This window comes from Streptomyces sp. NPDC059499 (genome assembly GCF_042749285.1).
Lineage (GTDB): Bacteria > Actinomycetota > Actinomycetes > Streptomycetales > Streptomycetaceae > Streptomyces.
In genome coordinates, this window is sequence record NZ_JBHYTT010000001.1 from 723,913 (window position 1) to 749,311 (window position 25,399).

The window sequence follows — 25,399 nt, forward strand, 5'->3', positions numbered from 1 at the left end:
ACCGGTCGAACGTGAGGGGCTGCACTCGGAGGGGGGTGCAGCCCCTTGGCGTTCCCGGACGCCGCTCCGGAGGCGCTCAGGCCTCGGACGCGGTCGCCTTCGGCGGCACCACGGGAATCCCCAGGAACGGGAGCTTCAGCGCGCCGAACGCCTTCTCGGGCACCGCGGGCGCCTTCGGCTCGACCGCGGACAGCCGCGTGTACGCCTCGCCCTGTGCCGGCCGCGGGTCCGTCTCGCCCTTGTTGGGCCAGAAGGACATGGCGCGCTCGGCCTGCGCGGTGATGGTCAGCGACGGGTTGACGCCCAGGTTCGCGGAGACCGCCGAACCGTCCACGACCGAGATGCCCGGGTGTCCGTACACCCGGTGGTACGGGTCGATGACGCCCTCCTCGGCGCTCGCCCCGATCGCGCAGCCGCCCAGGAAGTGCGCGGTGAGCGGAGTGCCCATCAGCTCCCCGATGTTCGACCCGGCGAAGCCGTTGATCTCCTCGGCCAGCAGCTTGGCACCCTGGGTCGCCTCGGCGATCTGCGTGGGGTTGGGTGCACCGTGGCCCTGCCGGGCGGTGAGCAGTCCCTTTCCGATGCCGCCGGGCTTGCGGTACGCGGTCAGCGAGTTGTCCAGCGACTGCATGACGAGACCAATGATGGTCCGTTCCGACCAGCGCCGGTTGGAGAGGGAACGCGCGGCCAGCGTCGGGTGCCTGACCATGCTGCCGAGCCAGCCCAGCACCCGGTGGGTGCCGTAGGGGACCTGGAGGATGGTCAGCGCGCCCATCGCGTTGGAGCCCTTGCCGTAGCGGACCGGCTCGATGTGGGTGTTCTCGTCGGGGTGGATCGACGAGGTGATGGCGACACCCTTGCTGAAGTCGGCCTTCGCGATGCCGTGCTTCTTGCGGTAGCGGCGGTCGCTGGTCTGCGCGCCCACCAGCCCTTCGGAGTTGGTCCGGGTCAGCTCGCCGAGCTTCGGGGAGAGCCGCGGCAGCAGCCCCTGGTCCTTCATGGTGTGCAGCAGTGTCTGCGTTCCGTACGTGCCCGCGGCGACGACGACCTTCCGTGCCCGCAGCACGGTCGGCTTCGCCTTCCTGCGGCGGTTCGTGGGGACGGTCGACACCCGGTAGCCGCCCTCCGTGTCGTCCGTGACCGCGACGACGGACGTCATGGGGTGGATGACGGCACCGGCCTTCTCGGCCAGGTACAGGTAGTTCTCGTTGAGGGTGTTCTTCGCGCCGTGGCGGCAGCCGGTCATGCACTCGCCGCACTCGGAACAGGCCTTGCGGGCGGGTCCCGCGCCGCCGAAGTAGGGGTCGGCGACCTCTTCGCCGGGCTTCGCCTTCGACGTGCCGTCGGCGTCCACGCCGTCGCCGAAGAAGACCCCGACGGGGGCGAAGTGGAAGCTGTCGCCGACGCCCATGGCCTCGGCGGCCGCCTTGAGGTGGACGTCCGCGGGGGTCATGGTCGGATTGAGCCGGACTCCCAGCATGCGCTTCGCCTGGTCGTAGTACGGGGCCAGCTCGTCCTGCCAGTCGGTGATGCCGGCCCACTGGCGGTCCTCGAAGAACGGCGCGGGCGGTACGTACAGCGTGTTGGCGTAGTTGAGGGAGCCGCCTCCGACGCCCGCGCCGGCCAGCACCATCACCTTTCCGAGCAGGTGTACGCGCTGGATGCCGAACAGCCCGAGGGCCGGGGCCCACAGGTAGTTCTTGATGTCCCAGGAGTTCTTGGGAAGGGTGGCCGGCGTGAAGCGGCGCCCCGCCTCCAGGATGCCGACCCGGTAGCCCTTCTCGCTCAGCCGCAGGGCCGAGACCGCGCCGCCGAAGCCCGATCCGACGACGAGCACGTCGTAGTCGTACGCGGCGTCGTCGTCGGGCCCGTCGGAGCGCGGGGTCTGATTCTGGGCAGCGCTGTCCTGGGACATGGCTCTCCTCGGTGCGGAAGGGAGGGAAGGGCAGGAGTGGGGCAGCCCGCGTCAGCGCAGCCGGAAGGCCTTCATCGCCTTGAGGCCGAAGCTCATGAGGGCGGCGTACTTCTCGTCGTCCATGCCGAAGGACGGCGCGAGCGGGATCAGCCGCTGCTGGGCGACGGTCTGGGCCTCGGTGTACTTGAGGATTCCCTCCGAGCCGTGCCGTCGTCCGAGGCCGGAGTCCTTCATGCCGCCCATCGGGGACTGGGCGCTGCCGTAGGCGGGTGCGTACCCCTCGTTGATGTTGACCGTGCCGGCCCGCAGCCGCGCGGCGATCCGGTGGCCTCGCCGGCCGTCCTTGGTCCAGACGCTGGCGTTGAGGCCGTACGACGTGGCGTTGGCGCGGGAGACCACGTCGTCCTCGTCGGTGAAGCGGTAGACCGAGACGACGGGGCCGAAGGTCTCCTCGGCGCAGACGGCCATCGGTTCCTGGACGTCGGTCAGGATGGTCGGCTCGTAGAAGAGCGGGCCGATGTCGGGGCGGGCGACGCCGCCCGCGACGAGCGTGGCGCCCTTCTCGACGGCTTCGGCGACGTGCTGGGTGACGGTCTCCAGCTGCCGCTCGCCGACCAGGGAGCCCATCTCGGCACCGTAGGCGAGGGAGTTGCCGAGCCGCATCGCCTTCGTACGGGCGGCGAAGCGCTCCAGGAAGGCGTCCGCGACGGCCTCGTGGACGTACAGCCGCTCGATGGAGATGCAGAGCTGCCCCGCGGAGGAGAAGCAGGCGCGGACGGCGCCGGCGGCGGCCTTCTCCACGTCGGCGTCCTCGAGGACCAGCATGGGGTTCTTGCCGCCGAGCTCCAGCGAGACCCCGACGAGCCGGGCCGCCGCGCCCTGGGCGACCTCGCGGCCGGTGCGGGTGGAGCCGGTGAAGGAGACGTAGTCGGCGCGGCCGACGACCTCGGGGCCGACGACGGGGCCGTCCCCGAGCACGACCTGGAACACCTCGGCGGGCAGTCCGGCCTCGATCAGCAGGTCACGGGCCCACAGAGCGGTCAGCGCGGTCTCCGTGTCGGGCTTCATCACCACGGCGTTGCCGGCGACGAAGGCCGGCAGCGCGTCGCCGACGGAGAGTTCGAGCGGGTAGTTCCAGGGAGCGATCTGGCCGATGACCCCGCGCGGCTGGCGCAGCTCGGTGACCTTGGTGAGGGCCGGGACGACTCCGGTGTGCCGCTTCGGCTTCAGGTAGGAGGTGGCCATGCGCCCGTAGTGGCGGGCCGACACCGCGACGGCCAGCACCTCTTCGTGGGCGTGCAGCCGGGCCTTGCCGGTCTCCAGCTGGATGAGGTCGAGGACCTCGGCCTGGCGCTGAAGGACGAGGTCGTGGAAGCGGAGCAGTACCGCCGCCCTGTTGCGGACGGACGTCGCCGCCCAGGCAGGCTGGGCGGCGCGGGCCCGCTCGAAGGCGGTCGCGACGTCCTCGGGGGTGGACTCGGGCAGGTCGGCCAGCTTCTCCCCGGTGAAGGGGCTGTGGTTGGCCGTGCGGCCGGAGCCGACGACGCCACGGGTCAGCTGGGCTATCACCTCGGGTGTGACCACGTCGGCGGCGGTGCGAACGCCTGCGGGGGCCGCTGCCACCGGGTTGGTGCCGACACGGGTGCCGGGGGCGGCGGAGGTGGTCGTGGAGGCCTGCGAGTCCGTCATGAGGGCGAGAGTATGTCCACCCGCGCACTTTGGGTACCCGTCGGTAACAGGTTTTCACAGACCCCACAACACCGCTGTGGCCGCACCCGGCAAACCAGCCAGTGATCACTGGCGAAATAACCGCTGATCAGGGGCTATCTTCCCGGCAGGCTCAGGAATCGTGAATCTTCAGCCGCTCGGCGACCTCGGTGTAAATCTTTTCGCCGTCCGTCGCCGCCTCACCCGCCGCGGGCATCTTGACCCGGACGTGCCAGTACGGATCGCTCGCCGTCCGCCCCGGGATCAGGAGCTCGTGGTAGCGGAAGCGCAGCGCGTCGTCCTCGGTCGAGGAGTACGGGGTGTACTCGGTGACCATGTCGTACGCCGTGCGGCCCTGGTGTTCGGTCTTCTTGAAGGAGACGGTGGCGTCCCTCATCTCCAGGGTGTTCGCCCCGCCCTTCTCGTAGTACGCCTTGCGGTCCTCCGGGTCGGCACCCGCGGACTTCTCCGCCGCCGTGTCGTCCTTCTTGACCGCCTTGTGCCAGAAGTCGATCTCGAAGACACCGCTCGGGTCCGCGTACCAGACGAGCTCGCCGGTGTCCTCCTGGATGCGCTTGTAGTCCTCGGGCACGGCCACGTCCGCCGAGAGCACCTCGTTCTCCGGCCTCACCTGCCAGCCGCCCGGCAGCTCGTCGCCGGCGAACGGGTCCGCGAGCACGAGGACGAGCGCGAGAGCCGCCGCCAGCACCCCGGCGCCGAACCCGAACTGCGCCTTCCGGTTGCGGTGCAGCACCGGAGGCACCCACCGGCTGCCGCCGCCGGACGCGCCGTTCCCGTACGGCTGGGTGAGCGGCCGGGAGACCGGCGGGAGGGCCACCACCGACTCCAGGGCGGAACGGATCTCGGCGGCCCCCGGCCGTGCCGCCGGGTCCTTGCGGAGCAACTGCATGACGAGCGTGCCGAAGACGCCCTTGCCCCGGGCCGGCATCTGCGGTTCCGCCGAGAGAATGGCCTGCAGGGTGGCCGGGGTGTGGGAGCGGCGGTACGGGGACATGCCCTCCACCGCCGCGTACAGCACGACACCCAGCGACCAGAGGTCGGACTCCGGACCGGGCAGCTGGCCCAGCACCCGCTCCGGGGAGATGTACTCGGGCGACCCGACGAAGGCACCGGTCTCGGTGAGCCGCTGCTCGCCCTCGACCTGCGCGATGCCGAAGTCGGTGAGGACCACCCGGTCGTCGCGCCCGAGCAGGACGTTGTCCGGCTTGACGTCGCGGTGGAGCACACCCGCACCGTGGGCGGCGTTCAGCGCGCCGAGGACGGCGAGGCCGATCCTGGCGGCCTCGCGCGGGTCGAGGGTCCCCTCCTGCAGGCGGTCGCCGAGCGACTGGCCGCTGACCAGTTCCATGACGATCCACGGCTTGCCGTCCTCGACGACCACGTCGTGCACGGTGACGACGCTGGGGTGCTCGATACGGGCGGCGGCACGCGCCTCGCGCTGCATGCGCAGGTAGACGACCGCCCGCTCGCGTTCCCCGAGGTGGTCCGGCACCCGGGGTTCCTTGACGGCCACGTCACGGTCCACGATGTCGTCGTGGGCCCGCCAGACCGTCCCCATTCCGCCGTGCCCGAGTCGCCCGACGAGCCGGTAGCGGCCCCCGACGAGCCGGTTCGGCGCACCCTCGGGGGGCCGAACGGTGACGGTCGGGGTGGGCGCGGGCACGCCGGGAGGGTCCGGGAAGGCGGACTGTTCCGGGAGACCCGCCTGTCCGTGCACGGGACCCGGCGGCTCCTGCGGTGCGTGCGGCGGCCGGAGCCCGTAGCTCGTGGGCTCGTTCGCCCGTCCCCCATCGTTGGTCATGCCCTCATCCTGTCGGAAGCGCACAGGCTGTGACCACCGGGACGGGACAGAGGGTGCAGAGCCGTGACAGTCGTCGTGGGGGTGACCGGTCGTCAGTCCGTGGACTCCGGGGGCTTCCAGCTGCGCAGCATCGTCTCGAAGCGGTCCCGGCTCTCGGCCCAGTCCGCCTCGGGCCCCGTCATGTAGATCGCGTACTCGGGTCCGCCCGTCTCACCGAAGTACATCTGGTCGATTCCGTGGCGCGGCCCCGGATGGTCCTTGGACTCGAGCCAGGTGAACTCCCAGAGGGAGCCCGGCCGGTCCCTGAAGGTGTTCGAGTGCAGGGTCAGCCGGTCGTAGCCCGGCAGCCGCTCGGAGAGGTCCTTCTCGATGCTCAGCATGTGCATGTACGAGTTGTCGAAGTCGGGCTTCGGATCGAGGCTGATCCGGATGCGGTGCGCCCCGTTGTCCGGGGTGTAGTCGATCTGGTTGCCGTCCGTCTGCCGGGTCCAGCCCTGGGGCACGGCGAGGCTGAAGCCCTCGGGGTCGTGGACCCGCGTCCAGCCGTCGGGTACGTCCTGCGAACCGGGCTGCGAGCCGGGCTGCGGATCCTTGGACGGCGTCGACGGACCGGCCGAGGACGGACCGGCGGCGGTCCCGGTGCCGGTGCCGCCCTTCCCCGTACTCCCCTCGTCCCCCGCGTACTTCATCGCCAGCAGGCCCGCCGCCCCGCCGAGCAGCGCGGCGACGGCGATGACCAGCAGCGCCGTACGCCACCTGCCCCGGCTGCGACGGACCGCGGGCGCGGGCGTGTACGGCTGGACGTGCGGCCGCTCGCCCTCCGGCCGGGCCGGGGGCTGTGCGGGCTGCGCGAGACGGGCCGTCGACCCGTCAGGGACGAAGGCGCGCAGGTCGTCCTCGGACACCCGCTGGGTGGGTACGTACGCCTGCGCCGTGACGGGCTTGCGCCCCTCCATCGCCTCCAGCAGCATCCGTTCCGTCTCGGCGGCCGTCGGCCGCTCCGCGGGGTCCTTGCGCAGCAGGGCCGTGATCACGGGCGCCAGCGCCCCGCCGCGCTCCGGCGGGGGCGGTTCCTCCGTGACCACGGCCTGCATCGTGGAGATCGGGGACGTGCGGCGAAACGGTGAGCGCCCTTCCACAGCGGTGTAGAGCGTGGCGCCCAGCGACCAGAGGTCGGAGGCCGGGCCCGGGTCGCCGCCGCGTACCCGTTCGGGTGCCAGGTAGTCGATGGAGCCCACCAGTTCACCGGTCCTGGTGATGGTGGAGTCGCCCTCGATCGCGGCGATCCCGAAGTCGGTCAGCAGCACCTGTCCGTCCCGGGCGAGCAGGACGTTGCCCGGCTTGACGTCCCGGTGCAGCACCCCTGCGCCGTGCGCGGCCCGCAGCGCGCTCAGCACGTGAAGACCGATCCTGGCCGCCTCGCGCGGCTCGACCTCACCGGTCTCCTTCGTGGCATCGGCGAGCGAGGGCCCGTCGACGTACTGCATGACGATCCAGGGGCGGTTGTCGTACTCGATGACGTCATGGACCGTGACGACCCCAGGATGGGTGATGCGGGCGGCCGCGCGCGCCTCCTTCTGCGTGCGGGCGTGCAGCACGGCCCGGTCCGCCTCCGCGGCGTACAGCCCCGCGGTCAACTCCTTGACGGCGACGGTCCGGTGGAGCACCTCGTCGTGGGCGCGCCACACCTTGCCCATACCGCCGCGGCCGAGGACGTCGCCGAGCCGGTACCGCCCCGCCAGTACGATTCCCGAGTCCGTGCCCTGCGCATGTTCCACGTGTGTCCCCGCCCCATTCCTTCGAACGACAGGTTACGGAGGGGAGGCGGCGCCACGGAACCTCGCACCGCGGCACGAGACCGCACTGTGATGCATGTCGCGCACTGCCGCGGGGTCAGGAACCCACGCGGTAGGAGGAGATGGCCTGGTCGTAGACGTCGGAGACCCTGTCGCGCTCGTTCGACGGACCGATGACCTGGATGATGTGGTACCTGCCCTCGACGATCATGACCAGATTGCGGACGTAGACCTCGCGGCCGCCGCTCTCCTGCCAGGTGAACTGCCCCTCCGCCATGACCTGTCGGCCGACATCGACCCGGCGCATGCCCGTGGACGTCGCCCAGCTGGACTCCCGGAAGGGCTGCAACTCCGGTTCGCGGCTGCGCTGGTAGTCCAGCGGGTCACTGCCGTTGGCCTTGACGGTGTCGCGGCCGGGCACGATCAGCACGCTGAACCCGTCGCTGCCGTAACGGATCTGCCGGTCGGCGTTGGCCGGGCTGCGCTGCCAGTCCTTGGGCACACCGATCTCGAAGCCTTCGGCGTCCTTGCGCAGCACGTACCCCGGAGCGAGCGCGACGGCCGAACGGCTGCTCTGCGGCTTCTCCGAGCCGGGGGAGGCGGAGGGGGCCGGCTCCCCTGCCGGAGAGCTCGGTTCGGGTTCCGGCTCCGCGGGCGCGGCGGATCCGGAGGGCTGTCCCTGCGATCCCGTGTCCGTACCGGCATCGGATCCGGCCTTGGGCATGAACATCACGGCATAGGCCACCGCGGCGGCCATCGCCAGCAGGATCAGCACCAGCAGCAGCCGTCCGAGCCGCCTCGGCGGCCGGCCACCGGGCCGCCGTCCGGGCTGCGGCTCGCGCAGCACCCTGGGACCCTTGGGCTCGCGCGGGGGCTTCTTCGCGTACTCCGGCTGGTGGACGGGCTGCTTCTCGTACCGCTGCGGCTTCCCCTGGCGGTGGCGGCCGTGCGCCGACCCGCGGCCCCGGCGTCTGCGCACCAGCTCGCCCCGCCGGCGTACGACGGGGAGCCGGGTGGCGTCCGGGGGCGGCAGCGGCACGACGTCGTTGCCCGCCTCGGGCTCGGGCGCCGACCGTACGAGGGAGCGCAGCCAGCCGCGTAGCTCCTCGAAGTCGGGGCGCTCCGTGGGGTCCTGACGCAGCAGTGACTCGACGACGGGGCGTAGCGGGCCGCACTCCTCCGCGAAGGCGGGCGGCTCACCGCAGACCATCTGGACGAGCTCGGACGCGTTCTCCTCGGGGTACGGGGCGTGTCCCTGTACCGCGCGGTAGAGCAGGGCGCCCAGAGCCCACAGGTCGGTGGAGGGTCCGATGGGCGGGGCCAGCTGCCAGTTGTCGTGGACGGGGCCGGCCTGCTCCGGCGCCCATCGCTCCGTGACGGCGCCTACGACGGCGATACGGGCCTGCCGGGCGCGTTCGGCGGCGAGCGGGGTGGCGGGGCCGCGGTAGGCGGGCGTACCGCCGCTGCCCGCGACGACCTCGTCCCAGCCGCCGGAGGACGCCTGTGCGGCCACCGGCTGCGGCAGACGGTCCTGCCGGGCCGCGGGAACGGCTGGGATGCTGCCCTGGCGCCGGGAGTCGGCGCGCAGCGCGTCCTCCCCGGAGCCGCCCGAACCGCCCGCGGGAACCGGGCGGCCCGCGCCGGGTCCGTCGCCCCAGGTACCGGCGAGGTGGACCCGCCGGGGGCCGCCGGCGTAGCCGCCGGGACCCTCGTCGTCCTCGTCGTCGTCATCGTCGTACGGGTCGTAGGTGTCGTCGGCCGGCCGGCCCCAGGTGCCGGCGGGCCGCGGGGGGCCGATGGCGGGAGGAACGGCCGTCCCCCCGCGCTCCCCTGCGTCGGTGTTCGCGTCGTCGCGGTCGCGCTGCTGTTCCTCGTTGACCCGGGCGGCGGCGCGGGCACCCGCCCGGTAGGCGGCGATGGCGCCGGCGCGTGCCGCGCGCAGTTGCGCGGCGCTTCCGGCGCCGGGTTCCGCCACGGGGACGGCGGGACGGGGCGGCCGCGGGACGAGCTCCTGCCCGTGCCGGTCCGCGCCCGGGTCCACACCCCCGGTCTGCGGATCTGCCGCCTCGATCTCCGCGGGGCCGCGCGAGGACGGCACCCCGGCGGCGGACGGGCCCTCCGGGGAGGGCGGGGCGAACCGGGCCGACGGGTCGAATCCGGTGGGCGGGGCGAACGCGGACGGCGGAGCGAACTCGGACGGCGGAGCGAACGTCGAGGGCGGAGCGAACTCGGAGGGCGGAGCGAACTCGGACGGCGGTTCGTACGGGCCGGTGGGGCCCGACTCGACCGCAGGGGCGCCGTAGGTGTTCTCGTCGTCGGGCCGCGGTGCGGGAACGTACCCGCACAGCGCCTCCTCGGCCGCACCGGCGGCCAGCCCCGTCAGCACGACACGGCCGTCGTCGCAGACCAGTACCGTGCGGACGGTGATGTTGCGGTGGGTCCAGCCGTGGGCGTGCAGCACCCGCAGCGCGGTCAGGACGTCGGAGCCGATCTCGGCGGCCCGGTACGGATTGAGGGGTCGCTCCGCGAGGAGTGCCGCGAGCGGGCGGGCGGCGACCAGTTCACTCACTATCCACAGCGAACCCGCCTCGGCGAACACGTCGAAGACCTGGTCCAGGCGCGGGTGGTCGGGCACCTGGGCCGCCGCCTGGGCTGCCTCGATCGCCCTGCGGACCGCGGGGTCCGTGGAGCGCCGCACCGTGCGTCCGGTGGCACGCCTGGCCGTCGAGGGCAGCCCGTCGGCGTCGAGCACCTCCGCGTCCACGACCTCCGGCAACGGCACCTGCCGGACCAGGACTTCCTGCCCGCTGTACGTGTCGAACGCCCGGGTCTCGACCAGTTCGTACGCATCGGACGGGGGCAGCGGAAGGCGGTAGCGGTCGGCAAGTACCCGACCCGCATAGTCGTCCACGACGCCTCCCCAGAGCGCGCTGTCCCCCGGTCACGGAGACCGCATAATCAGTCAATTTCGGTCACTTGCTGTGCAATTGACCCATGATCCCGGCTGCGTACGGTCCACGGTCTCTCACGATACGTGGCAACGCGCGGCGGTGCGGCCGGGTCGGGGCAACCCGGCCGTTCCGTTCGGCGGCGGGCCGGTCGGTCCGTGGGCTCGAACGGCCGGTCAGTCCGTGGGCTTGAACGTGGCGAACGCCGTCTCCCGAAGCGCGGTGCACTCCGCGCCGTCCCACTCGCTCTCCTTGCAGCTGATCATGATCGAGTAGCCGTGGGTGGCGTCGGCCTTGAACCCGCGGTTGAGCACCCGGACCCGAATGCCCTGCTGGGTACGCACGAACTCCCAGTCGGCGACGGTCGGGTAGCCGTTGAACTCGACCTTCTTTATCCCGATGTGCTTGTAGCCGTTACTGAGGGCCTTGGTGGAGGCCACGGCCGCCGTCCAGGCAGCCGCCGCGTCGTCCTTCGGGGAGGCGTTGTAGTCGACCTGGACACGCGGGAAGCCGCCGTCGGCGTTGTAGATGCGGCCCGAGTTCCTTCCCGCTATGACGTCGCGCCTGAAGCTCTCGGGCATCGCCATGCTGAAGTGGAACTGCTTGTCGGTGACCTGCTTGAACCCGGCGGGCACGCCGTCCGGGGCCGGTGCGTCGGTCTCCGGATCGGGCGACGGCTTGCCGGTCGCCTCGCCCTGGCCCTCCTTCTTGCCCTCGTCGTCCTTGGCGCTGTCCTTGCCCTTGCCCGGGTCGGTGACGCTGTCGCCACCGGAGGCGGCACCGGCCGACGCGGCCTTGTCGCCCCCGCCGCCCGTGCCACTGCCCTTGTTGTCCTTGTCGCCGTCGCCCAGGGTGAGCGCGAGGACTGTGCCGAGGACGGCCAGCACGACGACACCGGCGATGACGGCCAGGGTGCGGCGCGGCACGACGTCCGTGATCGAGGCACGGGCCGGTGCGGCGGACGGGCCGCCGGGCGGGCGCGGCGGCGCGACGGGCCCGGAGGCGGATGCCGTGGCCGTACCCGCGTGGGGAACAGCCGGTGCCTGCGTGGGCGCCGGAGGAACGGCCGTGCCCGCGGCCGGTGCCTTCGCGTTCCGTACGGACCGCAGCGCACCGCGCAGCCGGTCCCGCGCGCCCTCGCCCGGACCGCTCGCGGCCGTGGCCGCGTCACCGGTCGGGGGCGTCGTGCCGGTCGCCCCGCCCGATGCCGCGCCTGCCGCCGTGCCCGCCGCTACGGACGCGGCTGCCGCTCCGGCCGCCTTCTTGCTTCCGCTCTTCGTGCCTGTGGTGCCGGGCAGCGCCATGACCTGCGTGGAATCGGCCGGCGGGGACACCGGACACTCCGGAGCATTGATCACATCGGTGAGCAGGGCTCGCGCCCCGGCGTCGTCGAGCCGCTGCTCGGGGTCCCGGGCCAGCAGACCGTAGATGACCTCTTCCAGCGGACCCGCGTTCTTCGGCGGGTCGAGCGGTTCCGTCATCACCGCTGTCAGCGTGGCGATGGCCGAGCCCTTGTCGTACGGGGGGCAGCCCTCGACGCTCGCGTACAGCAGTCCGCCGAGCGACCACAGGTCGGCGGGCGGGCCGGGCTTGTGCCCGCGGGCCCGCTCCGGCGAGATGTACGAGGGGGCACCGACGAGCATGCCCGTCGACGTGACGGAGGGGTCGCCCTCGACCTGCGCGATGCCGAAGTCGGTGAGCACGACCCGGCCGTCGTCGGAGATCAGCACGTTGGACGGCTTCACATCGCGGTGGAGGATGCCCTCGCGATGCGCGGAGCGCAGCACGTCGAGGATGGCCAGGCCGACCTCCGCGGCGCGCTTCGGCGTCAGCGTGCCGTCCTCACGGATGGCCTCGGCGAGCGACTTGCCCTCGATGAGCTCCATGACGATCCACGGCCGGTCGTCCTCGTCGACCACGTCGTAGACGGTCACGGCGCTGTTGTTGCGGATCCTCGCGATGGCCTTCGCCTCGCGCAGGGTGCGCGTGATCAGACGGCGCTTCTCGTCGTCGTCGATGGCCGAGGGGAACCGCAGTTCCTTGACCGCGACCGTGCGTCCCAGCGTCTCGTCGGCAGCACGCCAGACCGTGCCCATGCCGCCCCGGCCGAGCACCGCCCCGAGCCGGTACCGCCCCGCGAGAAGACGTCCGTCCTTGTCCCCTTGGGGCTCCCGTGACTGCTCCGCCTCCGACATGCGTCCCCTCTGCGATCAACCCGCCCTGGCAGAGCGTTCATTGTCCCTCACCCCGGGACCGGCCATGGTGCCGGGTCCTTGGTCGGCCATCATGTGGCCGTAGGAAGGAGCCCCCGCCATGCCGACACTCAGGACGATGCTCGCCGCCCCGGTGGTGCTGGCCCTACTCACCCTGGGAACGGCCAGCCTGCCCAGCGAACCACACCTCACGCCCGCATCCTCCTACCTTCCCCGGCTCGTCGTCGAGGGCGATGCCCCCGCGGCGGCCTTTCTGTCCCGTCGCGACTCCCCCGCACCACGGGAGACCTACCGTTCCGCCGGAACCGGGATACGGCCCGGCGACCGCTTCCGGGCAGGCAGCGTCACGAAGACATTCGTCGCGACGGTGGTCCTCCAACTCGCCGGGGAGGGCGCGCTGCAGCTGTCGGACACCGTCGACACGCATCTGCCGGGCCTCGTACGCGGGCACGGCAACGACGGACGCCGCATCACGCTGCGCGCCCTGCTGACCCACACCAGCGGTCTCTACGACTACACCGAGGCACTGCCCGCCACGGACCCCGCCGTCACGGGCGCGGCCGGTCCGTCCGCGCAGCCCCTCACGCCGGGCACCGCGGTCCGCACCGCCCTGACGCACCCTCCGGTGACGGCGCCCGGCACGTACGCGTACTCCAACACCAATTACGTCCTGCTCGGCCTGGTCGTTCAGCGCGTCACCGGACATCCGTACGCCGCCGAGATACAGCGCCGCGTCCTCACTCCCCTCCGGCTGACCGGAACCTCGTTCCCCGGGGCCCGGGGCACCCTCCCCTCACCGCACTCCCGCGGCTACCACCGCTCCCCCGGTGACGGCACGCTGCGCGATGTCACCTCGGCCGGTCCGCGGACGGCCGGCGCGGCCGGGGAGATGGTCTCCACGCTCGCCGATCTGACCCGCTTCTACGCGGCCCTGCTGGGCGGCCGCCTGCTGCCGCCCGCCCAGCTGGCCACGCTGCTCGACACCCGCACGGCACACGGCCTGTACGCCATGGGTCTTTACCCGCAGAAGCTCTCGTGCGGCACCACCGTCTGGGGGCACAACGGGCACATCACCGGAAGCTATGTGCGGGCCGCCGCGACGCGCGACGGCCGGCACGTCTTCGTCTTCCGGGCGAACACGGACATGCTGTCCGGTCCGGACCTCGAACCGGCCCTTCTGGAGGCCGAGTTCTGCCGGGTCCGGGCCGGCTGACCCGCGTGATGCCGGCGAGGAGGTCCTAGAGCGGGACGATGTCCGGCGCCCCCAGCCGGGCCGCGTCCGCGGTCAGGTCGTCCGGCTGCCGCTGCGACTCACGCTCGGCCTCCACCCGCTTGCGGTAGTGCTCCACCTCCCGCTCGACCTGGTCCGTGTCCCAGCCCAGCACCGGCGCCATCAGGTCCGCGCACTCGCGCGCACAGCGGGTGCCCCGGTCGAACGTCTCGATGGAGATCCGGGTGCGCCGCGTCAGTACGTCGTCGAGGTGGCGGGCGCCCTCGTGCGAGGCGGCGTGGACGACCTCGGCCCGCAGGTAGTCCTCGGCGCCGGCCAGCGGTTCGCCCAGTGACGCGTCGCCCGCGACCAGGTCGAGCAGTTCCTCGGTCATCGAGCCGTAGCGGTTGAGCAGGTGTTCCACCCGGGCGACATGGAGCCCGGTCCGGGCGGCGATCCTCGCCCGCGCGTTCCACAGGGCCCGGTAGCCCTCGGCGCCCAGCAGCGGGATGTCCTCCGTGACACACTCGGCGACCCGCTGGTCCAGTCCGTGCACCGCCTCGTCCACCGCGTCCTTCGCCATCACGCGGTAGGTCGTGTACTTGCCCCCTGCGACGACGACGAGTCCCGGCACCGGGTGCGCCACCGTGTGCTCGCGCGACAGCTTGCTCGTCGCGTCGGACTCACCGGCCAGCAGGGGTCGCAGCCCCGCATAGACGCCCTGGACGTCATCCCTGGTCAGAGGGGTGTTCAGGACGGAGTTGACGTGTTCGAGGATGTAGTCGATGTCGGCGCTGGACGCGGCCGGGTGCGCCTTGTCCAGGTCCCAGTCGGTATCCGTCGTGCCGATGATCCAGTGCCGTCCCCACGGGATCACGAAGAGCACCGACTTCTCGGTCCGCAGGATCAGCCCGGTCGAGGAGTGGATGCGGTCCTTGGGTACGACCAGATGGATGCCCTTCGACGCCCGGACGTGGAACTGTCCGCGCTCACCTATGAGCGCCTGGGTGTCGTCCGTCCACACACCGGTCGCGTTGACCACCTGTTTGGCCCTGACCTCGTACTCCCCGCCGCCCTCGACGTCCTGCACCCTGGCGCCGACGACCCGCTCCCCCTCGCGGAGGAAGCCGATCACCCGCGCCCTGTTCGCCACGTGCGACCCGTAGCCCGCGGCCGTGCGCACCAGCGTCGCCACGAAACGGGCATCGTCCATCTGGGCGTCGTAGTACTGCAGGGCGCCGACCAGGGCGTCCTTCCTCAGGGCCGGCGCGACCCGCAGGGCACGGCGGCGCGAGAGGTGCCGGTGCACGGGCAGGCCCCGGCCGTGCCCCGAGGACACCGACATCGCGTCGTAGAGCGCGACGCCCGAGCCCGCGTAGAGCCGCTCCCACCCCTTGTGCTGCAAGGGGTAGAGGAACGGAACAGGCTTCACGAGGTGCGGGGCCAGTCGCTCCAGGAGCAGTCCGCGCTCCTTCAGCGCCTCCCGTACGAGCGCGAAGTCCAGCATCTCCAGATAGCGCAGCCCGCCGTGGATCAGCTTGCTCGACCTGCTGGAGGTCCCGGACGCCCAGTCGCGCGCTTCGACGAGCCCGGTCGAGAGCCCTCTGGTGGCCGCGTCCAGCACCGTCCCGGCGCCGACCACGCCCGCTCCCACGACCAGTACGTCCAGTTCGCGCTCGGCCATCGCCGCGAGCGCCGCCGTGCGCTCCGCGGGTCCCAGTGTCGCTGTCCTCACTGCTGCCTCCCGGTAGATCGGGGTGGTCCGGCACGGGAGCGGGGACCGGCCGCGAGGCCGGGCACCCGTGCCCACCATCCGATTCTGTCCGCGGTCCACGACTTCAGCCACCGCCTGTGGACAACACCCGGTCGACGAGAGTCACAGAATGCGACATATAGGTCATATTTACGCCTAGTCTGACATTGCGCTGTCCCCAGCAGTTGCACTTCCTGTCTTCTTGGTCTTAGGGAAGGACGGCCCTCGACATGCCCGCCGACCTCGCTGTCATCGGACTCGGTCACCTAGGCCTGCCCCTCGCCCAAGCAGCCGTCGCCGCCGGAATCCACACCGTCGGCTACGACACCGATCCCCGCCCCTACGCCGAACTCTCCGCGGGCCGTACACCGGTCGAGGGATCCCTCAGCGCCTCCGACATCCGGCGGATGCTGTCCGGGGGATTCAGGCCCACCGCCGATCCGGCCGAGCTGGGCCGGGTCCGTACCGCCGCGATCTGCGCCCCCACCCCGCTGGGTCCCGACCGCACCCTCGACCTCGGCGCCGTGACCGACGCTGCCCGCGCCCTCGCCGCCCGGCTGCGCCCGCACACCACCGTGCTGCTGGAATCGGCCGTGCCCCCCGGGACCACGGAGAACGTCGTACGACCGCTCCTGGAGGAGGGCTCCGGGCTGCGCGCCGGACGCGACTTCCACCTCGCGCACTCCCCCGGCCGACTCGATCCCGGCAACCGCACCCATGTCTTCGCCAACACCCCCAAGGTCATCGGCGGCCTCACCCCCGCCTGCACGGAGTCCGCCGCCGCCTTCTACGGACGGCTCACCGACAAGGTCGTCCGGGCCCGCGGGCCGCGCGAGGCCGAGATGACGAAGGTCCTCGAAACCAACTTCCGGCACGTCAACATCGCCCTGGTCAACGAGATGGCGGTGCTCTGCCACGACCTCGGTGTCGACCTCTGGGACGTCATTCGGTGCGCCGAGACGAAGCCCTTCGGCTTCCAGCCGTTCCGCCCCGGCCCCGGCGTCGGCGGCCACGGCGCTCCCGTGGACCCCGGCTACTTCCCGTACAACAGCCGCACCCCCGGCCACCCGCTGCGCATGGTCTCGCTCGCCCAGGAGATCAACGACCGGATGCCGAGCTACGTGATCCAGCGCTGCGCGACCCTGCTGAACGAGCACGGCAAGTCGGTCCGGGGCGCGCGGGTGCTGCTGCTCGGCGTCACGTACAAGCCGGACCTCGCCGACCAGGAGGCCTCCCCCGCCCGGGAGATCGCGACGCGGTTGATGGACATGGGTGCCCAGATCGGGTACCACGACCCGCACGTCCTGGACTGGCGCGTGCGCGAACTGCCGGTTCCGCGCGCCGACTCGCTGTACGAGGCCGCCGCCGGCGCGGACCTGACCGTCCTGCTCCAGCAGCACCGCACGTACGACCTCCAGGGGCTCGCCGTGAAGGCCCAACTCCTCCTGGACACCCGGGGAGCCACCCCGGCCGGAGCCGCTCACCGGCTCTAGGAACTGGCCCACCGGCCAGCCCCCGCAAGGATTCCGGTGGGCCATGTCGGTACGGACTGCTAGCCTGCGGCGTCACATCTCGCACAGTCGTGCGCATCCGTTCCAGGGGGAACAACCATCATGAGCCAGCCCGTGCAGCCGCCGAACCCGCCGCAGCACCAGCCTGCCGACGGCAACCCGTACGCGGGCCAGCAGCCCGGCGCCCCGACCGGCAACCCGTTCGGTGCCCAGCAGCCCGGCCAGTTCGGTGGCGGCGCCCCGTTCGCTCCCGTCGCGCCGCTCCGCAACAACATCGGTCTCGGCGTGCTGGCCGCCCTCGGCACCGCGATCGTCGCGGCGATCCTGTACGGCGTGATCGCCGGTGCCATCGAGCGCGAGGTCGGTTACGCGGCCGTCGGTGTCGGGTTCATCGTCGGCTTCGCGGCGAGCAAGGTCGGCGGGTCCAACCCCGGCGTCCTCGTCTCCAGTGCCGTCTTCTCCCTCGGCGGTGTGTTCCTCGGCCAGCTCATCGGGATGTCCGTGGTCCTGGCGGACGCTCTCGGCGTGGGCTTCTCCGAGGTCTTCTTCGAGCACTTCAGCGATGTGCTGGACATCTGGAAGGAGGAGGCCGACTTCATGACGTACCTCTTCCTCGCCCTGGGTCCGGTCGCCGCCTTCGGTGGCGCCAGGAAGGCCGGCTGACCAGCGGCACGGCATGCGGGAGGGCCCGGACCACCTCGGTGGTCCGGGCCCTCCCGCATGTGTACCCGAAGGGGCGTCAGCGGCGGTGCTGCGAGTCCGCCACCGTCACCTCGACGCGCTGGAACTCCTTGAGGTCGCTGTAGCCCGTAGTGGCCATCGCCCGGCGCAGTGCGCCGAAGATGTTCATCGAACCGTCGGGGTTGTGCGAGGGGCCGGTCAGGACCTCCTCCGTCGTGCCGACGGAACCCAGGTCGACCAGCTTGCCGCGCGGCACGTCCTCGTGGACGGCCTCCATGCCCCAGTGCCGGCCGCGGCCGGGCGCGTCCGTCGCACGGGCGAGCGGGGAGCCCATCATCACGGCGTCCGCGCCGCAGGCGACCGCCTTGGGCAGGTCGCCGGACCAGCCGACACCGCCGTCCGCGATCACGTGCACGTACCGGCCGCCGGACTCGTCCATGTAGTCGCGGCGGGCCCCGGCCACGTCGGCGACCGCGGTCGCCATCGGGACCTGGATGCCGAAGACGTTGCGCGTGGTGTGCGCGGCGCCGCCGCCGAAGCCGACGAGGACACCGGCCGCGCCGGTGCGCATCAGGTGCAGGGCCGCGGTGTACGTGGCGCAGCCGCCGACGATCACCGGGACGTCCAGCTCGTAGATGAACTGCTTCAGGTTGAGCGGCTCGGCGGCGCCGGAGACGTGCTCGGCCGAGACCGTCGTACCGCGGATGACGAAGATGTCCACGCCCGCGTCGACCACGGCCTTGGAGAACTGCGCGGTGCGCTGCGGCGAGAGCGCCGCGGCGGTGACGACACCGGAGTCGCGCACCTCCTTGATGCGCTGCCCGATCAGCTCCTCCTGGATGGGGGCGGAGTAGATCTCCTGGAGCCGCGGGGTGGCGGTCTCGACGGGCATCTCGGCGATCTCGTCGAGGAGCGGCTGCGGGTCGGCATGCCGGGTCCACAGCCCCTCGAGGTTGAGGACGCCCAGGCCGCCCAGCTCACCGATGCGGATGGCGGTCTGCGGGGAGACCACCGAGTCCATGGGAGCGGCCAGGAAGGGCAGCTCGAAGCGGTAGGCGTCGATCTGCCAGGCGATCGAGACCTCCTTCGGGTCACGGGTACGACGGCTCGGCACGACAGCGATGTCGTCGAACGCGTATGCCCGCCGACCGCGCTTGCCGCGCCCGATCTCGATCTCAGTCACGATGATGTGGCCTTTCCTCTACGTCTGCGCTGACCAGTATCCCCGACACACACATGAGGGGCGGTCCCGGGAACCCCGGACCGCCCCTCACCTGCGCTGATGCGTTACTTCCTGCTGTAGTTCGGCGCTTCCACCGTCATCTGGATGTCGTGCGGGTGGCTCTCCTTGAGACCCGCCGAGGTGATCCGTACGAAGCGCCCGTTCGCCTGGAGCTCCGGGACCGTCCGGCCGCCGACGTAGAACATCGACTGGCGCAGACCGCCGGTGAGCTGGTGGACGACCGCGGACAGCGGGCCGCGGTAGGGGACCTGGCCCTCGATGCCCTCGGGAACCAGCTTCTCGTCGGAGGCAACGCCCTCCTGGAAGTAGCGGTCCTTGGAGTACGAGCGCTGGTCTCCCCGGGTCTGCATCGCGGCGAGCGAACCCATGCCGCGGTACGACTTGAACTGCTTGCCGTTGATGAACAGCAGCTCGCCCGGGGACTCCTCGCAGCCCGCGAGCAGCGAGCCGAGCATCACGGTGTCCGCGCCGGCCACCAGGGCCTTGGCGATGTCGCCGGAGTACTGCAGGCCGCCGTCGCCGATGACCGGGACGCCGGCCGCCTTGGCGGCGAGCGAGGCCTCGTAGATCGCGGTGACCTGCGGGACGCCGATGCCGGCGACCACACGCGTGGTGCAGATGGAGCCGGGTCCGACGCCGACCTTGATGCCGTCGACTCCCGCGTCGATCAGCGCCTGGGCGCCGTCGCGGGTGGCGATGTTGCCGCCGATGACGTCGACCCCGGACGCGTTCGACTTGATCTTGGCGACCATGTCGCCGACGAGCCGGGAGTGACCGTGCGCGGTATCCACGACGATGAAGTCGACACCGGCCTCGGCGAGCGCCTGCGCCCGCTCGAAGGCGTCGCCCGCGACACCGACGGCGGCGCCGACGAGCAGCCGGCCCCCCTTGTCCTTCGCGGCGTTCGGGTACTTCTCGGCCTTGACGAAGTCCTTGACGGTGATGAGGCCCTTGAGGATCCCGGCGTCGTCGACCAGCGGAAGCTTCTCGATCTTGTGGCGGCGGAGCAGCTCCATGGCGTCCACGCCGGAGATGCCCACCTTGCCCGTGACCAGCGGCATCGGCGTCATGACCTCGCGCACCTGGCGTCCGCGGTCGGACTCGAAGGCCATGTCGCGGTTGGTGACGATGCCGAGCAGCTTGCCCGCCGCGTCGGTGACCGGGACACCGCTGATGCGGAACTTGGCGCAGAGCTGGTCCGCTTCGCGCAGCGTCGCGTCCGGGTGCACCGTGATCGGGTCGGTGACCATGCCGGACTCGGAGCGCTTGACCAGGTCGACCTGGTTGGCCTGGTCGGCGATGGAGAGATTGCGGTGCAGAACGCCCGCGCCGCCCTGCCGGGCCATGGCGATCGCCATGCGCGCCTCGGTGACCTTGTCCATCGCGGCGGAGAGCAGCGGGATGTTCACCCGCACGTTCTTCGAGATGTGCGAGGAGGTATCGATCTGATCGGGCGCCATGTCGGACGCGCCGGGCAGCAGCAGCACGTCGTCGTATGTCAGCCCGAGCGTCGCGAATTTCTCGGGCACTCCGTCGACGTTTGCAGTCATGACACCTTCCCCAAATGGCCTTGATCGGTGCGGATGTCCATGCTAACGGGCTCGCGGGGTGTCTCATTCCACGATCAAGATCACCTGGCGGTTTCGTGGCTTCGTACAGAACGGCACATGCCGTCCCGCCCCACCCCGTTCACTGCCCCGCGAGAGCCCTCAGTCTGCTCAGCGCGCGGTGCTGGGCGACCCTCACCGCACCCGGGGACATCCCGAGCATCTGTCCGGTCTCCTCCGCGGTCAGTCCGACCGCGACCCGCAGAACCAGCAGCTCGCGCTGGTTCTCCGGAAGGTTGGCGAGAAGCTTCTTGGCCCATGCGGCATCGCTGCTGAGCAGCGCGCGCTCCTCCGGGCCGAGCGAGTCGTCGGGCCGCTCCGGCATCTCATCGGAGGGCACGGCCGTCGATCCGGGGTGCCGCATCGCGGCACGCTGGAGGTCGGCGACCTTGTGGCCCGCGATGGCGAAGACGAAGGCTTCGAAGGGTCTGCCGGTGTCCTTGTACCGCGGCAGCGCCATCAGCACCGCGACACACACCTCCTGCGCCAGGTCCTCCACGAAGTGGCGAGCATCACCGGGAAGCCGGTTCAGCCGGGACCTGCAGTACCGCAGGGCGAGGGGGTGGACATGGGCCAGCAGATCGTGCGTGGCCTGTGCGTCGCCGTCGACGGCACGGTGCACCAGAGCACCGATCGCCGTCGTCTCGTCGTCGCGCATCGGACCATGGTGCCCTGACGCCGTCCGATCCGCGGCATCGCGTCCTGAGTTGTGCACCGAAGCGTTATGAGCGGGTGCGCCGGATGTCATGTCCTGCGCCCTCCCCTTCCGCTCGACCGAATCGTTCCCGAGGAACTCCACATCTCAAGGATGCGTCATCGGCCGGGAAGCGTCACGCACCGCTGGTGGGGAGGCCCGGCCGCAGGTCCGCCGCCACCGTCGTCCCGTCCGCGGGTGGGCGGACGGGATCGTCACGGCTACCGGTCGCACCGCGGCATCAGCGGACCAGACCCCAGCGGAAGCCGAGCGCCACGGCGTGGGCACGGTCCGAGGCGCCGAGCTTCTTGAAAAGCCGCCTGGCGTGGGTCTTCACGGTGTCCTCGGAGAGGAACAGCTCACGCCCGATCTCCGCGTTGGAGCGGCCGTGACTCATGCCTTCGAGCACCTGGATCTCACGCGCGGTGAGCGTGGGTGCCGCACCCATCTCGGCGGACCGCAGCCGGCGCGGGGCGAGCCGCCACGTCGGATCGGCGAGCGCCTGGGTCACGGTCGCCCGCAGTTCGGCGCGCGAGGCGTCCTTGTGCAGATAGCCGCGGGCCCCGGCGGCGACCGCGAGAGCCACCCCGTCCAGGTCCTCGGCGACGGTCAGCATGATGATCCTGGCCCCGGGGTCAGCGGAAAGCAGTCGCCGGACCGTCTCCACACCCCCCAGACCGGGCATGCGTACGTCCATCAGAATCAAATCCGAACGGTCGGCCCCCCAGCGGCGGAGGACTTCCTCGCCGTTGGCCGCCGTCGTCACACGCTCGACGCCGGGCACGGTCGCAACCGCGCGGCGGAGCGCTTCTCGGGCAAGCGGGGAGTCGTCGCAGACGAGGACGGATGTCATGACCGTCCTCCGCAGCTGATGCGCGTCACCTTGAGCCTCCAGGCTGATACAAGTCGTCACCTGTGCGGTTGACCCCCTCGGACATCTGCCCGAGCTCGTTGTCCGTCAACCGCCTCCGCCTTCTCAACGATGGTCACTCGAAAGAGTTACGGGTCGAAGCAACCGGTTCGGCACTCTAAGTGAGGGACCGCACACAGAGGAGAACGGCGCGAGATCATTCACCCGTCAACCGATCTCTCACCCCTGAGCATGCCCCATTTAGCGGGTTTTCTTCCCTTTTGCTGGCGTCTGTGGCTAGATTCGCAATCAGTCATATTTACATCTACTAACACCGTAGATGTACGGTCGGGACTCCGGTCACCGACGATCAATGACGGTCGAGGATGCCGTTTCCGACTCAGCAAGGTTTCGAGGGGACACGCAATGGCAGATTTCTCCCGCCTTCCCGGACCCAACGCAGATCTGTGGGACTGGCAGTTGCTGGCCGCCTGCCGTGGGGTCGACAGCTCACTGTTCTTCCACCCAGAAGGAGAACGCGGGGCGGCACGGAGCGCTCGCGAGGCCTCGGCGAAAGAGGTCTGCATGCGCTGCCCGGTACGCGCCGAGTGCGCGGCGCACGCCCTGGCGGTACGGGAGCCCTACGGCGTATGGGGCGGCCTGACCGAGGACGAGCGCGAGGAGCTCATGGGCCGCGCCCGCAACCGCCTCATCTCGGCCCACTCGACCGCCGCCCAGGGCCCCGGACACACCTGACACCCGCGAAGGACCGGTCGGCGCAGAAACGTTTCTTCACGCCTGGCGCACCCCCTGCCCGGACGCGGCGCACCGGGTGCGGCGGGCGTCGGCCCGCTCAGCGCGCAGCCGCCAGGGACAGCTGATCCAGGGTGGCCGCCACCGCCGGGACCCTGGCCAGGTCAGGCAGGGTCAGCGCGACGATCTCCCGCTCCACGGCGGGCTCCACCGCGACGGTACGGGCCCCCTTGGGGCGTACCGACTCGATCGCCAGCTCCGGCAGGACGGCGACGCCGAGCCCCGCCCCGACCAGGCCGATCACCGCCGGGTAGTCGTCCGTCGCGAAATCGATCCGGGGGGTGAATCCGGACGCCTCGCAGACCTCCACCAGCTGACGCCGGCAGCGCGGGCAGCCCGCGATCCACGGTTCGTCGGCCAGTTCGCCGATGCCCACGGAGTCCGCCCCCGCCAGCCGGTGCCCCTCGGGCACGAGGCCGATCAGCCGGTCCGCGAGCAGCGGGCGCACCACCAGGTCGTCCCACTCACCGCCGGGCACCCCGTAGCGGAATGCCAGAGCGATGTCGCAGTCCCCGTCGCGGAGCATCTCCACCGACCTCGGCGGCTCGGCATCGACGAGTGAGACACGGGTGCCGGGGTGCGCGGCACGCAGGGCCGCCAGGGCGCCCGGCACGAGGGTGGAGCTCCCGCTCGGGAACGAGACGAGCCGGACCCGGCCGGCCCGCAGGCCTGCGATCGCGGCCACCTCCTCCTCCGCCGCGGTCAGGCCCGCGAGGATGCCGGACGCGTGGCGCACCAGCGCCTCGCCGGCCTGGGTGAGCCTCATCTCGCGGCCGGTACGGATCAGCAGCGGGGTGCCCGCCGAGGACTCCAGGGCCTTCATCTGCTGGCTGACGGCGGGCTGGGTGCAGCCCAGGTCGCGCGCGGCGGCGGAGAACGAGCCGGTGGTGGCGACGGCGCGCAGGACACGGAGATGACGGGCTTCGATCACCCTTCAACCATAAGCGAGTCTTGAGGGATCAGCCGATTTATCATGAACATCTTTGAGGGGCGAGTGGTTAGCGTGTACGCATGAAGCTGCTGACTGTGAATCTGGGACGCCCCGAGGCCTCCGAGCACACCCAGGGCCCCGACGGGCTCACGGGCATCGACAAGCGCCCGGCCGACGGCCCCGTACGGGTCTGCGACCCGGGCCCCAAGGGCACCGGTGGCAGTGGTCTGGCCGGTGACACGGTCTGCGACCTGCGGTTCCACGGCGGCTCCGACCAGGCGGTGTACGCCTTCGCCCGCGAGGAGCTGGACACCTGGGAGAAGGAGCTGGGCCGCACCCTGCCCAACGGCACGTTCGGCGAGAACCTGACGACCCTCGGTCTGCCGGTGAGCACCGCCAGGATCGGTGAGCGCTGGCGGATCGGCGGCGAGCTCCTCCTGGAGGTCACCTCGGGCCGCATTCCGTGCCGTACGTTCGCGGGCCACCTGGGCGAGAAGGGCTGGATCGGCCGGTTCACGCGTGAGGCGGCCACCGGCGCCTATCTGCGCGTGATCGAAGCGGGGACGATACGTGCCGGGGACCCGGTCGCGATCGTGCACCGCCCTGACCACGACGTCACCGCCGCCCTGCAGTTCCGGGCGGTCACGACCGAACGGGGGCTGCTGCCACAGCTGTTGGCCGCCGGGGACGCACTGCATCCGGAGGCGCTGCGCCAGGCGCGGGAGTACGTGGCGAAGCACGGGTCGTGACCACCCCCCGGGCGGATGAACGGCCCGTGGTCACAGGGCACTAACGTGCCGCGTATGACGACTGCACTGATTACGGGCGCGACGGCGGGGATCGGGGCCGCCTTCGCACGGCGGCTCGCGGGTGACGGGCACAATCTGGTGCTGGTGGCGCGTGACACCGAACGGCTGCGGGTCCAGGCCACGGAGCTGCACGACCGGCACGGCATCGAGGCGGAGGTCCTGAGGGCCGACCTGTCCACGGACGCGGGGATCGAGGCGGTCGAGGCGCGCCTGGGGGACCGCCAGAACTCCGTGGACCTGCTGGTCAACAACGCCGGGTTCGGCAACAAGGGCCGCTATCTGGACGTTCCCATGGCGGCCGAACTGACCATGCTGAAGGTGCACTGCGAGGCCGTGCTGCGGCTGACCTCGGCAGCGGCGGCCGGGATGCAGGAGCGCGGACGCGGCGGGGTGGTCAACGTGGCCTCCGTGGCCGCCTTCCTGCCCCGGGGCACGTACGGTGCGTCGAAGGCGTGGGTCGTGCAGTTCACCCAGGGCGCGGCCAAGGACCTCGCGGGGTCGGGGGTGCGGCTGATGGCCCTGTGTCCCGGCTTCGTACGGACGGAGTTCCACGAGCGGGCCGGCATGGGGACGGGCAACATCCCGGACTGGATGTGGCTCGACGCGGACAAGCTGGTCTCGACGGCCCTGGCCGATCTGGCCCGGGGCAAGTCGGTGTCGATTCCCGACCCGCGGTACAAGGCGCTGATGGGCCTCGTGAAGGTGGCGCCGCGGGGCCTGCTGGGCGGGGTGACGTCCCGCGCGGGCCGCACGTACGGCCCCAAGTACGGCTCCGAGTAGCGGGCGGGCCGGGCAGTTTCCCCCGGCCGGGCGGCACGCGACGACCCGAGCGCGGTGCCCCCGCAACGGCCGAGGCCCGGTGCCCCCGCGACGGGGGTACCGGGCCTCGGCTGCGT

At 71.5% G+C, this 25,399-nt stretch carries 18 protein-coding genes; 6 read left to right on the plus strand and 12 right to left on the minus strand.

Going from position 1 to position 25,399, the window contains the following annotated elements:
* Window positions 1–76 precede the first annotated feature (76 nt).
* From ACFW9O_RS03360 to ACFW9O_RS03385, 6 genes are all read right to left on the minus strand, one after another.
* Complete coding sequence (locus ACFW9O_RS03360; protein ID WP_384604485.1) at window positions 77–1,915, minus strand: GMC oxidoreductase; 1,839 nt, start codon at window positions 1,913–1,915, stop codon at window positions 77–79.
* A 51-nt stretch (window positions 1,916–1,966) separates the two neighbouring features.
* On the minus strand, window positions 1,967–3,604 hold the full coding sequence (locus ACFW9O_RS03365; protein WP_384604486.1) for a succinic semialdehyde dehydrogenase: 1,638 nt from the start codon (window positions 3,602–3,604) through the stop codon (window positions 1,967–1,969).
* A 151-nt stretch (window positions 3,605–3,755) separates the two neighbouring features.
* Entirely contained in the window at window positions 3,756–5,444 is a 1,689-nt protein-coding gene (locus ACFW9O_RS03370) for a serine/threonine-protein kinase (protein ID WP_384604488.1), read from the minus strand.
* Between the two features lie 92 nt (window positions 5,445–5,536).
* Window positions 5,537–7,222, minus strand: a complete 1,686-nt coding sequence (locus ACFW9O_RS03375) for a protein kinase (RefSeq protein ID WP_384604491.1) — start codon at window positions 7,220–7,222, stop codon at window positions 5,537–5,539.
* A 115-nt stretch (window positions 7,223–7,337) separates the two neighbouring features.
* Window positions 7,338–10,151, minus strand: coding sequence for a protein kinase (locus ACFW9O_RS03380; protein WP_384604493.1), 2,814 nt, complete (start codon window positions 10,149–10,151; stop codon window positions 7,338–7,340).
* 213 nt (window positions 10,152–10,364) lie between these two features.
* Window positions 10,365–12,383 (minus strand): protein kinase, encoded by a 2,019-nt coding sequence (locus tag ACFW9O_RS03385; protein ID WP_384604494.1) that lies wholly within the window; start codon window positions 12,381–12,383, stop codon window positions 10,365–10,367.
* Window positions 12,384–12,501: 118 nt separating this feature from the next.
* Here ACFW9O_RS03385 and ACFW9O_RS03390 point away from each other — a divergent pair, with 118 nt between their 5' ends.
* Complete coding sequence (locus ACFW9O_RS03390) at window positions 12,502–13,614, plus strand: serine hydrolase domain-containing protein (RefSeq protein ID WP_384604496.1); 1,113 nt, start codon at window positions 12,502–12,504, stop codon at window positions 13,612–13,614.
* A gap of 25 nt (window positions 13,615–13,639) precedes the next feature.
* On the opposite strand, the gene ACFW9O_RS03395 is transcribed toward ACFW9O_RS03390, so the two are convergent.
* Window positions 13,640–15,346: a glycerol-3-phosphate dehydrogenase/oxidase gene (locus ACFW9O_RS03395; protein WP_384604499.1), complete on the minus strand. Its 1,707-nt coding sequence runs from the start codon at window positions 15,344–15,346 to the stop codon at window positions 13,640–13,642.
* 248 nt (window positions 15,347–15,594) lie between these two features.
* Here ACFW9O_RS03395 and ACFW9O_RS03400 point away from each other — a divergent pair, with 248 nt between their 5' ends.
* Both ACFW9O_RS03400 and ACFW9O_RS03405 read left to right on the plus strand, forming a co-directional pair.
* Window positions 15,595–16,857, plus strand: a complete 1,263-nt coding sequence (locus ACFW9O_RS03400; protein ID WP_384604501.1) for a nucleotide sugar dehydrogenase — start codon at window positions 15,595–15,597, stop codon at window positions 16,855–16,857.
* Between the two features lie 120 nt (window positions 16,858–16,977).
* Entirely contained in the window at window positions 16,978–17,538 is a 561-nt protein-coding gene (locus tag ACFW9O_RS03405; protein WP_384604503.1) for a hypothetical protein, read from the plus strand.
* Between the two features lie 76 nt (window positions 17,539–17,614).
* Here the strand turns inward: ACFW9O_RS03405 and ACFW9O_RS03410 are convergent, their stop codons facing one another.
* The 4 genes from ACFW9O_RS03410 to ACFW9O_RS03425 all read right to left on the minus strand — a co-directional run bounded on the left by ACFW9O_RS03410 (window position 17,615) and on the right by ACFW9O_RS03425 (window position 21,953).
* Window positions 17,615–18,739, minus strand: coding sequence for a GuaB3 family IMP dehydrogenase-related protein (locus ACFW9O_RS03410; RefSeq protein ID WP_384604504.1), 1,125 nt, complete (start codon window positions 18,737–18,739; stop codon window positions 17,615–17,617).
* 104 nt (window positions 18,740–18,843) lie between these two features.
* Window positions 18,844–20,349 carry an IMP dehydrogenase gene (gene guaB / locus ACFW9O_RS03415; RefSeq protein WP_351170097.1) on the minus strand — a complete coding sequence of 502 codons (1,506 nt, stop codon included), beginning with the start codon at window positions 20,347–20,349 and terminating at the stop codon, window positions 18,844–18,846.
* Between the two features lie 139 nt (window positions 20,350–20,488).
* Entirely contained in the window at window positions 20,489–21,064 is a 576-nt protein-coding gene (locus tag ACFW9O_RS03420; RefSeq protein ID WP_351170100.1) for a sigma-70 family RNA polymerase sigma factor, read from the minus strand.
* A 277-nt stretch (window positions 21,065–21,341) separates the two neighbouring features.
* Window positions 21,342–21,953 (minus strand): response regulator transcription factor, encoded by a 612-nt coding sequence (locus ACFW9O_RS03425; protein ID WP_003948568.1) that lies wholly within the window; start codon window positions 21,951–21,953, stop codon window positions 21,342–21,344.
* Between the two features lie 423 nt (window positions 21,954–22,376).
* Between ACFW9O_RS03425 and ACFW9O_RS03430 the strand changes: the two genes are divergently transcribed.
* Window positions 22,377–22,706 (plus strand): WhiB family transcriptional regulator, encoded by a 330-nt coding sequence (locus tag ACFW9O_RS03430; protein WP_351170102.1) that lies wholly within the window; start codon window positions 22,377–22,379, stop codon window positions 22,704–22,706.
* Between the two features lie 97 nt (window positions 22,707–22,803).
* Here ACFW9O_RS03430 and ACFW9O_RS03435 read toward each other — a convergent pair whose 3' ends face one another.
* Complete coding sequence (locus ACFW9O_RS03435) at window positions 22,804–23,694, minus strand: LysR family transcriptional regulator (RefSeq protein ID WP_384604508.1); 891 nt, start codon at window positions 23,692–23,694, stop codon at window positions 22,804–22,806.
* Window positions 23,695–23,774: 80 nt separating this feature from the next.
* Between ACFW9O_RS03435 and ACFW9O_RS03440 the strand changes: the two genes are divergently transcribed.
* Complete coding sequence (locus ACFW9O_RS03440) at window positions 23,775–24,443, plus strand: MOSC domain-containing protein (protein WP_384604510.1); 669 nt, start codon at window positions 23,775–23,777, stop codon at window positions 24,441–24,443.
* Window positions 24,444–24,497: 54 nt separating this feature from the next.
* A complete protein-coding gene (locus tag ACFW9O_RS03445) occupies window positions 24,498–25,283 on the plus strand; it encodes an SDR family NAD(P)-dependent oxidoreductase (RefSeq protein WP_384604513.1) in 786 nt (261 codons plus the stop codon).
* Window positions 25,284–25,399: the final 116 nt, after the last annotated feature.

Bases quoted from the DNA above. Each gene is read 5' to 3' on its own strand.
- ACFW9O_RS03360 (WP_384604485.1), bottom strand. From the start codon at position 1,915: ATGTCCCAGGACAGCGCTGCCCAGAATCAGACCCCGCGCTCCGACGGG.
- ACFW9O_RS03365 (WP_384604486.1), bottom strand. From the start codon at position 3,604: ATGACGGACTCGCAGGCCTCCACGACCACCTCCGCCGCCCCCGGCACC.
- ACFW9O_RS03370 (WP_384604488.1), bottom strand. From the start codon at position 5,444: ATGACCAACGATGGGGGACGGGCGAACGAGCCCACGAGCTACGGGCTC.
- ACFW9O_RS03385 (WP_384604494.1), bottom strand. From the start codon at position 12,383: ATGTCGGAGGCGGAGCAGTCACGGGAGCCCCAAGGGGACAAGGACGGA.
- ACFW9O_RS03390 (WP_384604496.1), top strand. From the start codon at position 12,502: ATGCCGACACTCAGGACGATGCTCGCCGCCCCGGTGGTGCTGGCCCTA.
- ACFW9O_RS03400 (WP_384604501.1), top strand. From the start codon at position 15,595: ATGCCCGCCGACCTCGCTGTCATCGGACTCGGTCACCTAGGCCTGCCC.
- ACFW9O_RS03405 (WP_384604503.1), top strand. From the start codon at position 16,978: ATGAGCCAGCCCGTGCAGCCGCCGAACCCGCCGCAGCACCAGCCTGCC.
- guaB (WP_351170097.1), bottom strand. From the start codon at position 20,349: ATGACTGCAAACGTCGACGGAGTGCCCGAGAAATTCGCGACGCTCGGG.
- ACFW9O_RS03420 (WP_351170100.1), bottom strand. From the start codon at position 21,064: ATGCGCGACGACGAGACGACGGCGATCGGTGCTCTGGTGCACCGTGCC.
- ACFW9O_RS03425 (WP_003948568.1), bottom strand. From the start codon at position 21,953: ATGACATCCGTCCTCGTCTGCGACGACTCCCCGCTTGCCCGAGAAGCG.
- ACFW9O_RS03430 (WP_351170102.1), top strand. From the start codon at position 22,377: ATGGCAGATTTCTCCCGCCTTCCCGGACCCAACGCAGATCTGTGGGAC.
- ACFW9O_RS03440 (WP_384604510.1), top strand. From the start codon at position 23,775: ATGAAGCTGCTGACTGTGAATCTGGGACGCCCCGAGGCCTCCGAGCAC.
- ACFW9O_RS03445 (WP_384604513.1), top strand. From the start codon at position 24,498: ATGACGACTGCACTGATTACGGGCGCGACGGCGGGGATCGGGGCCGCC.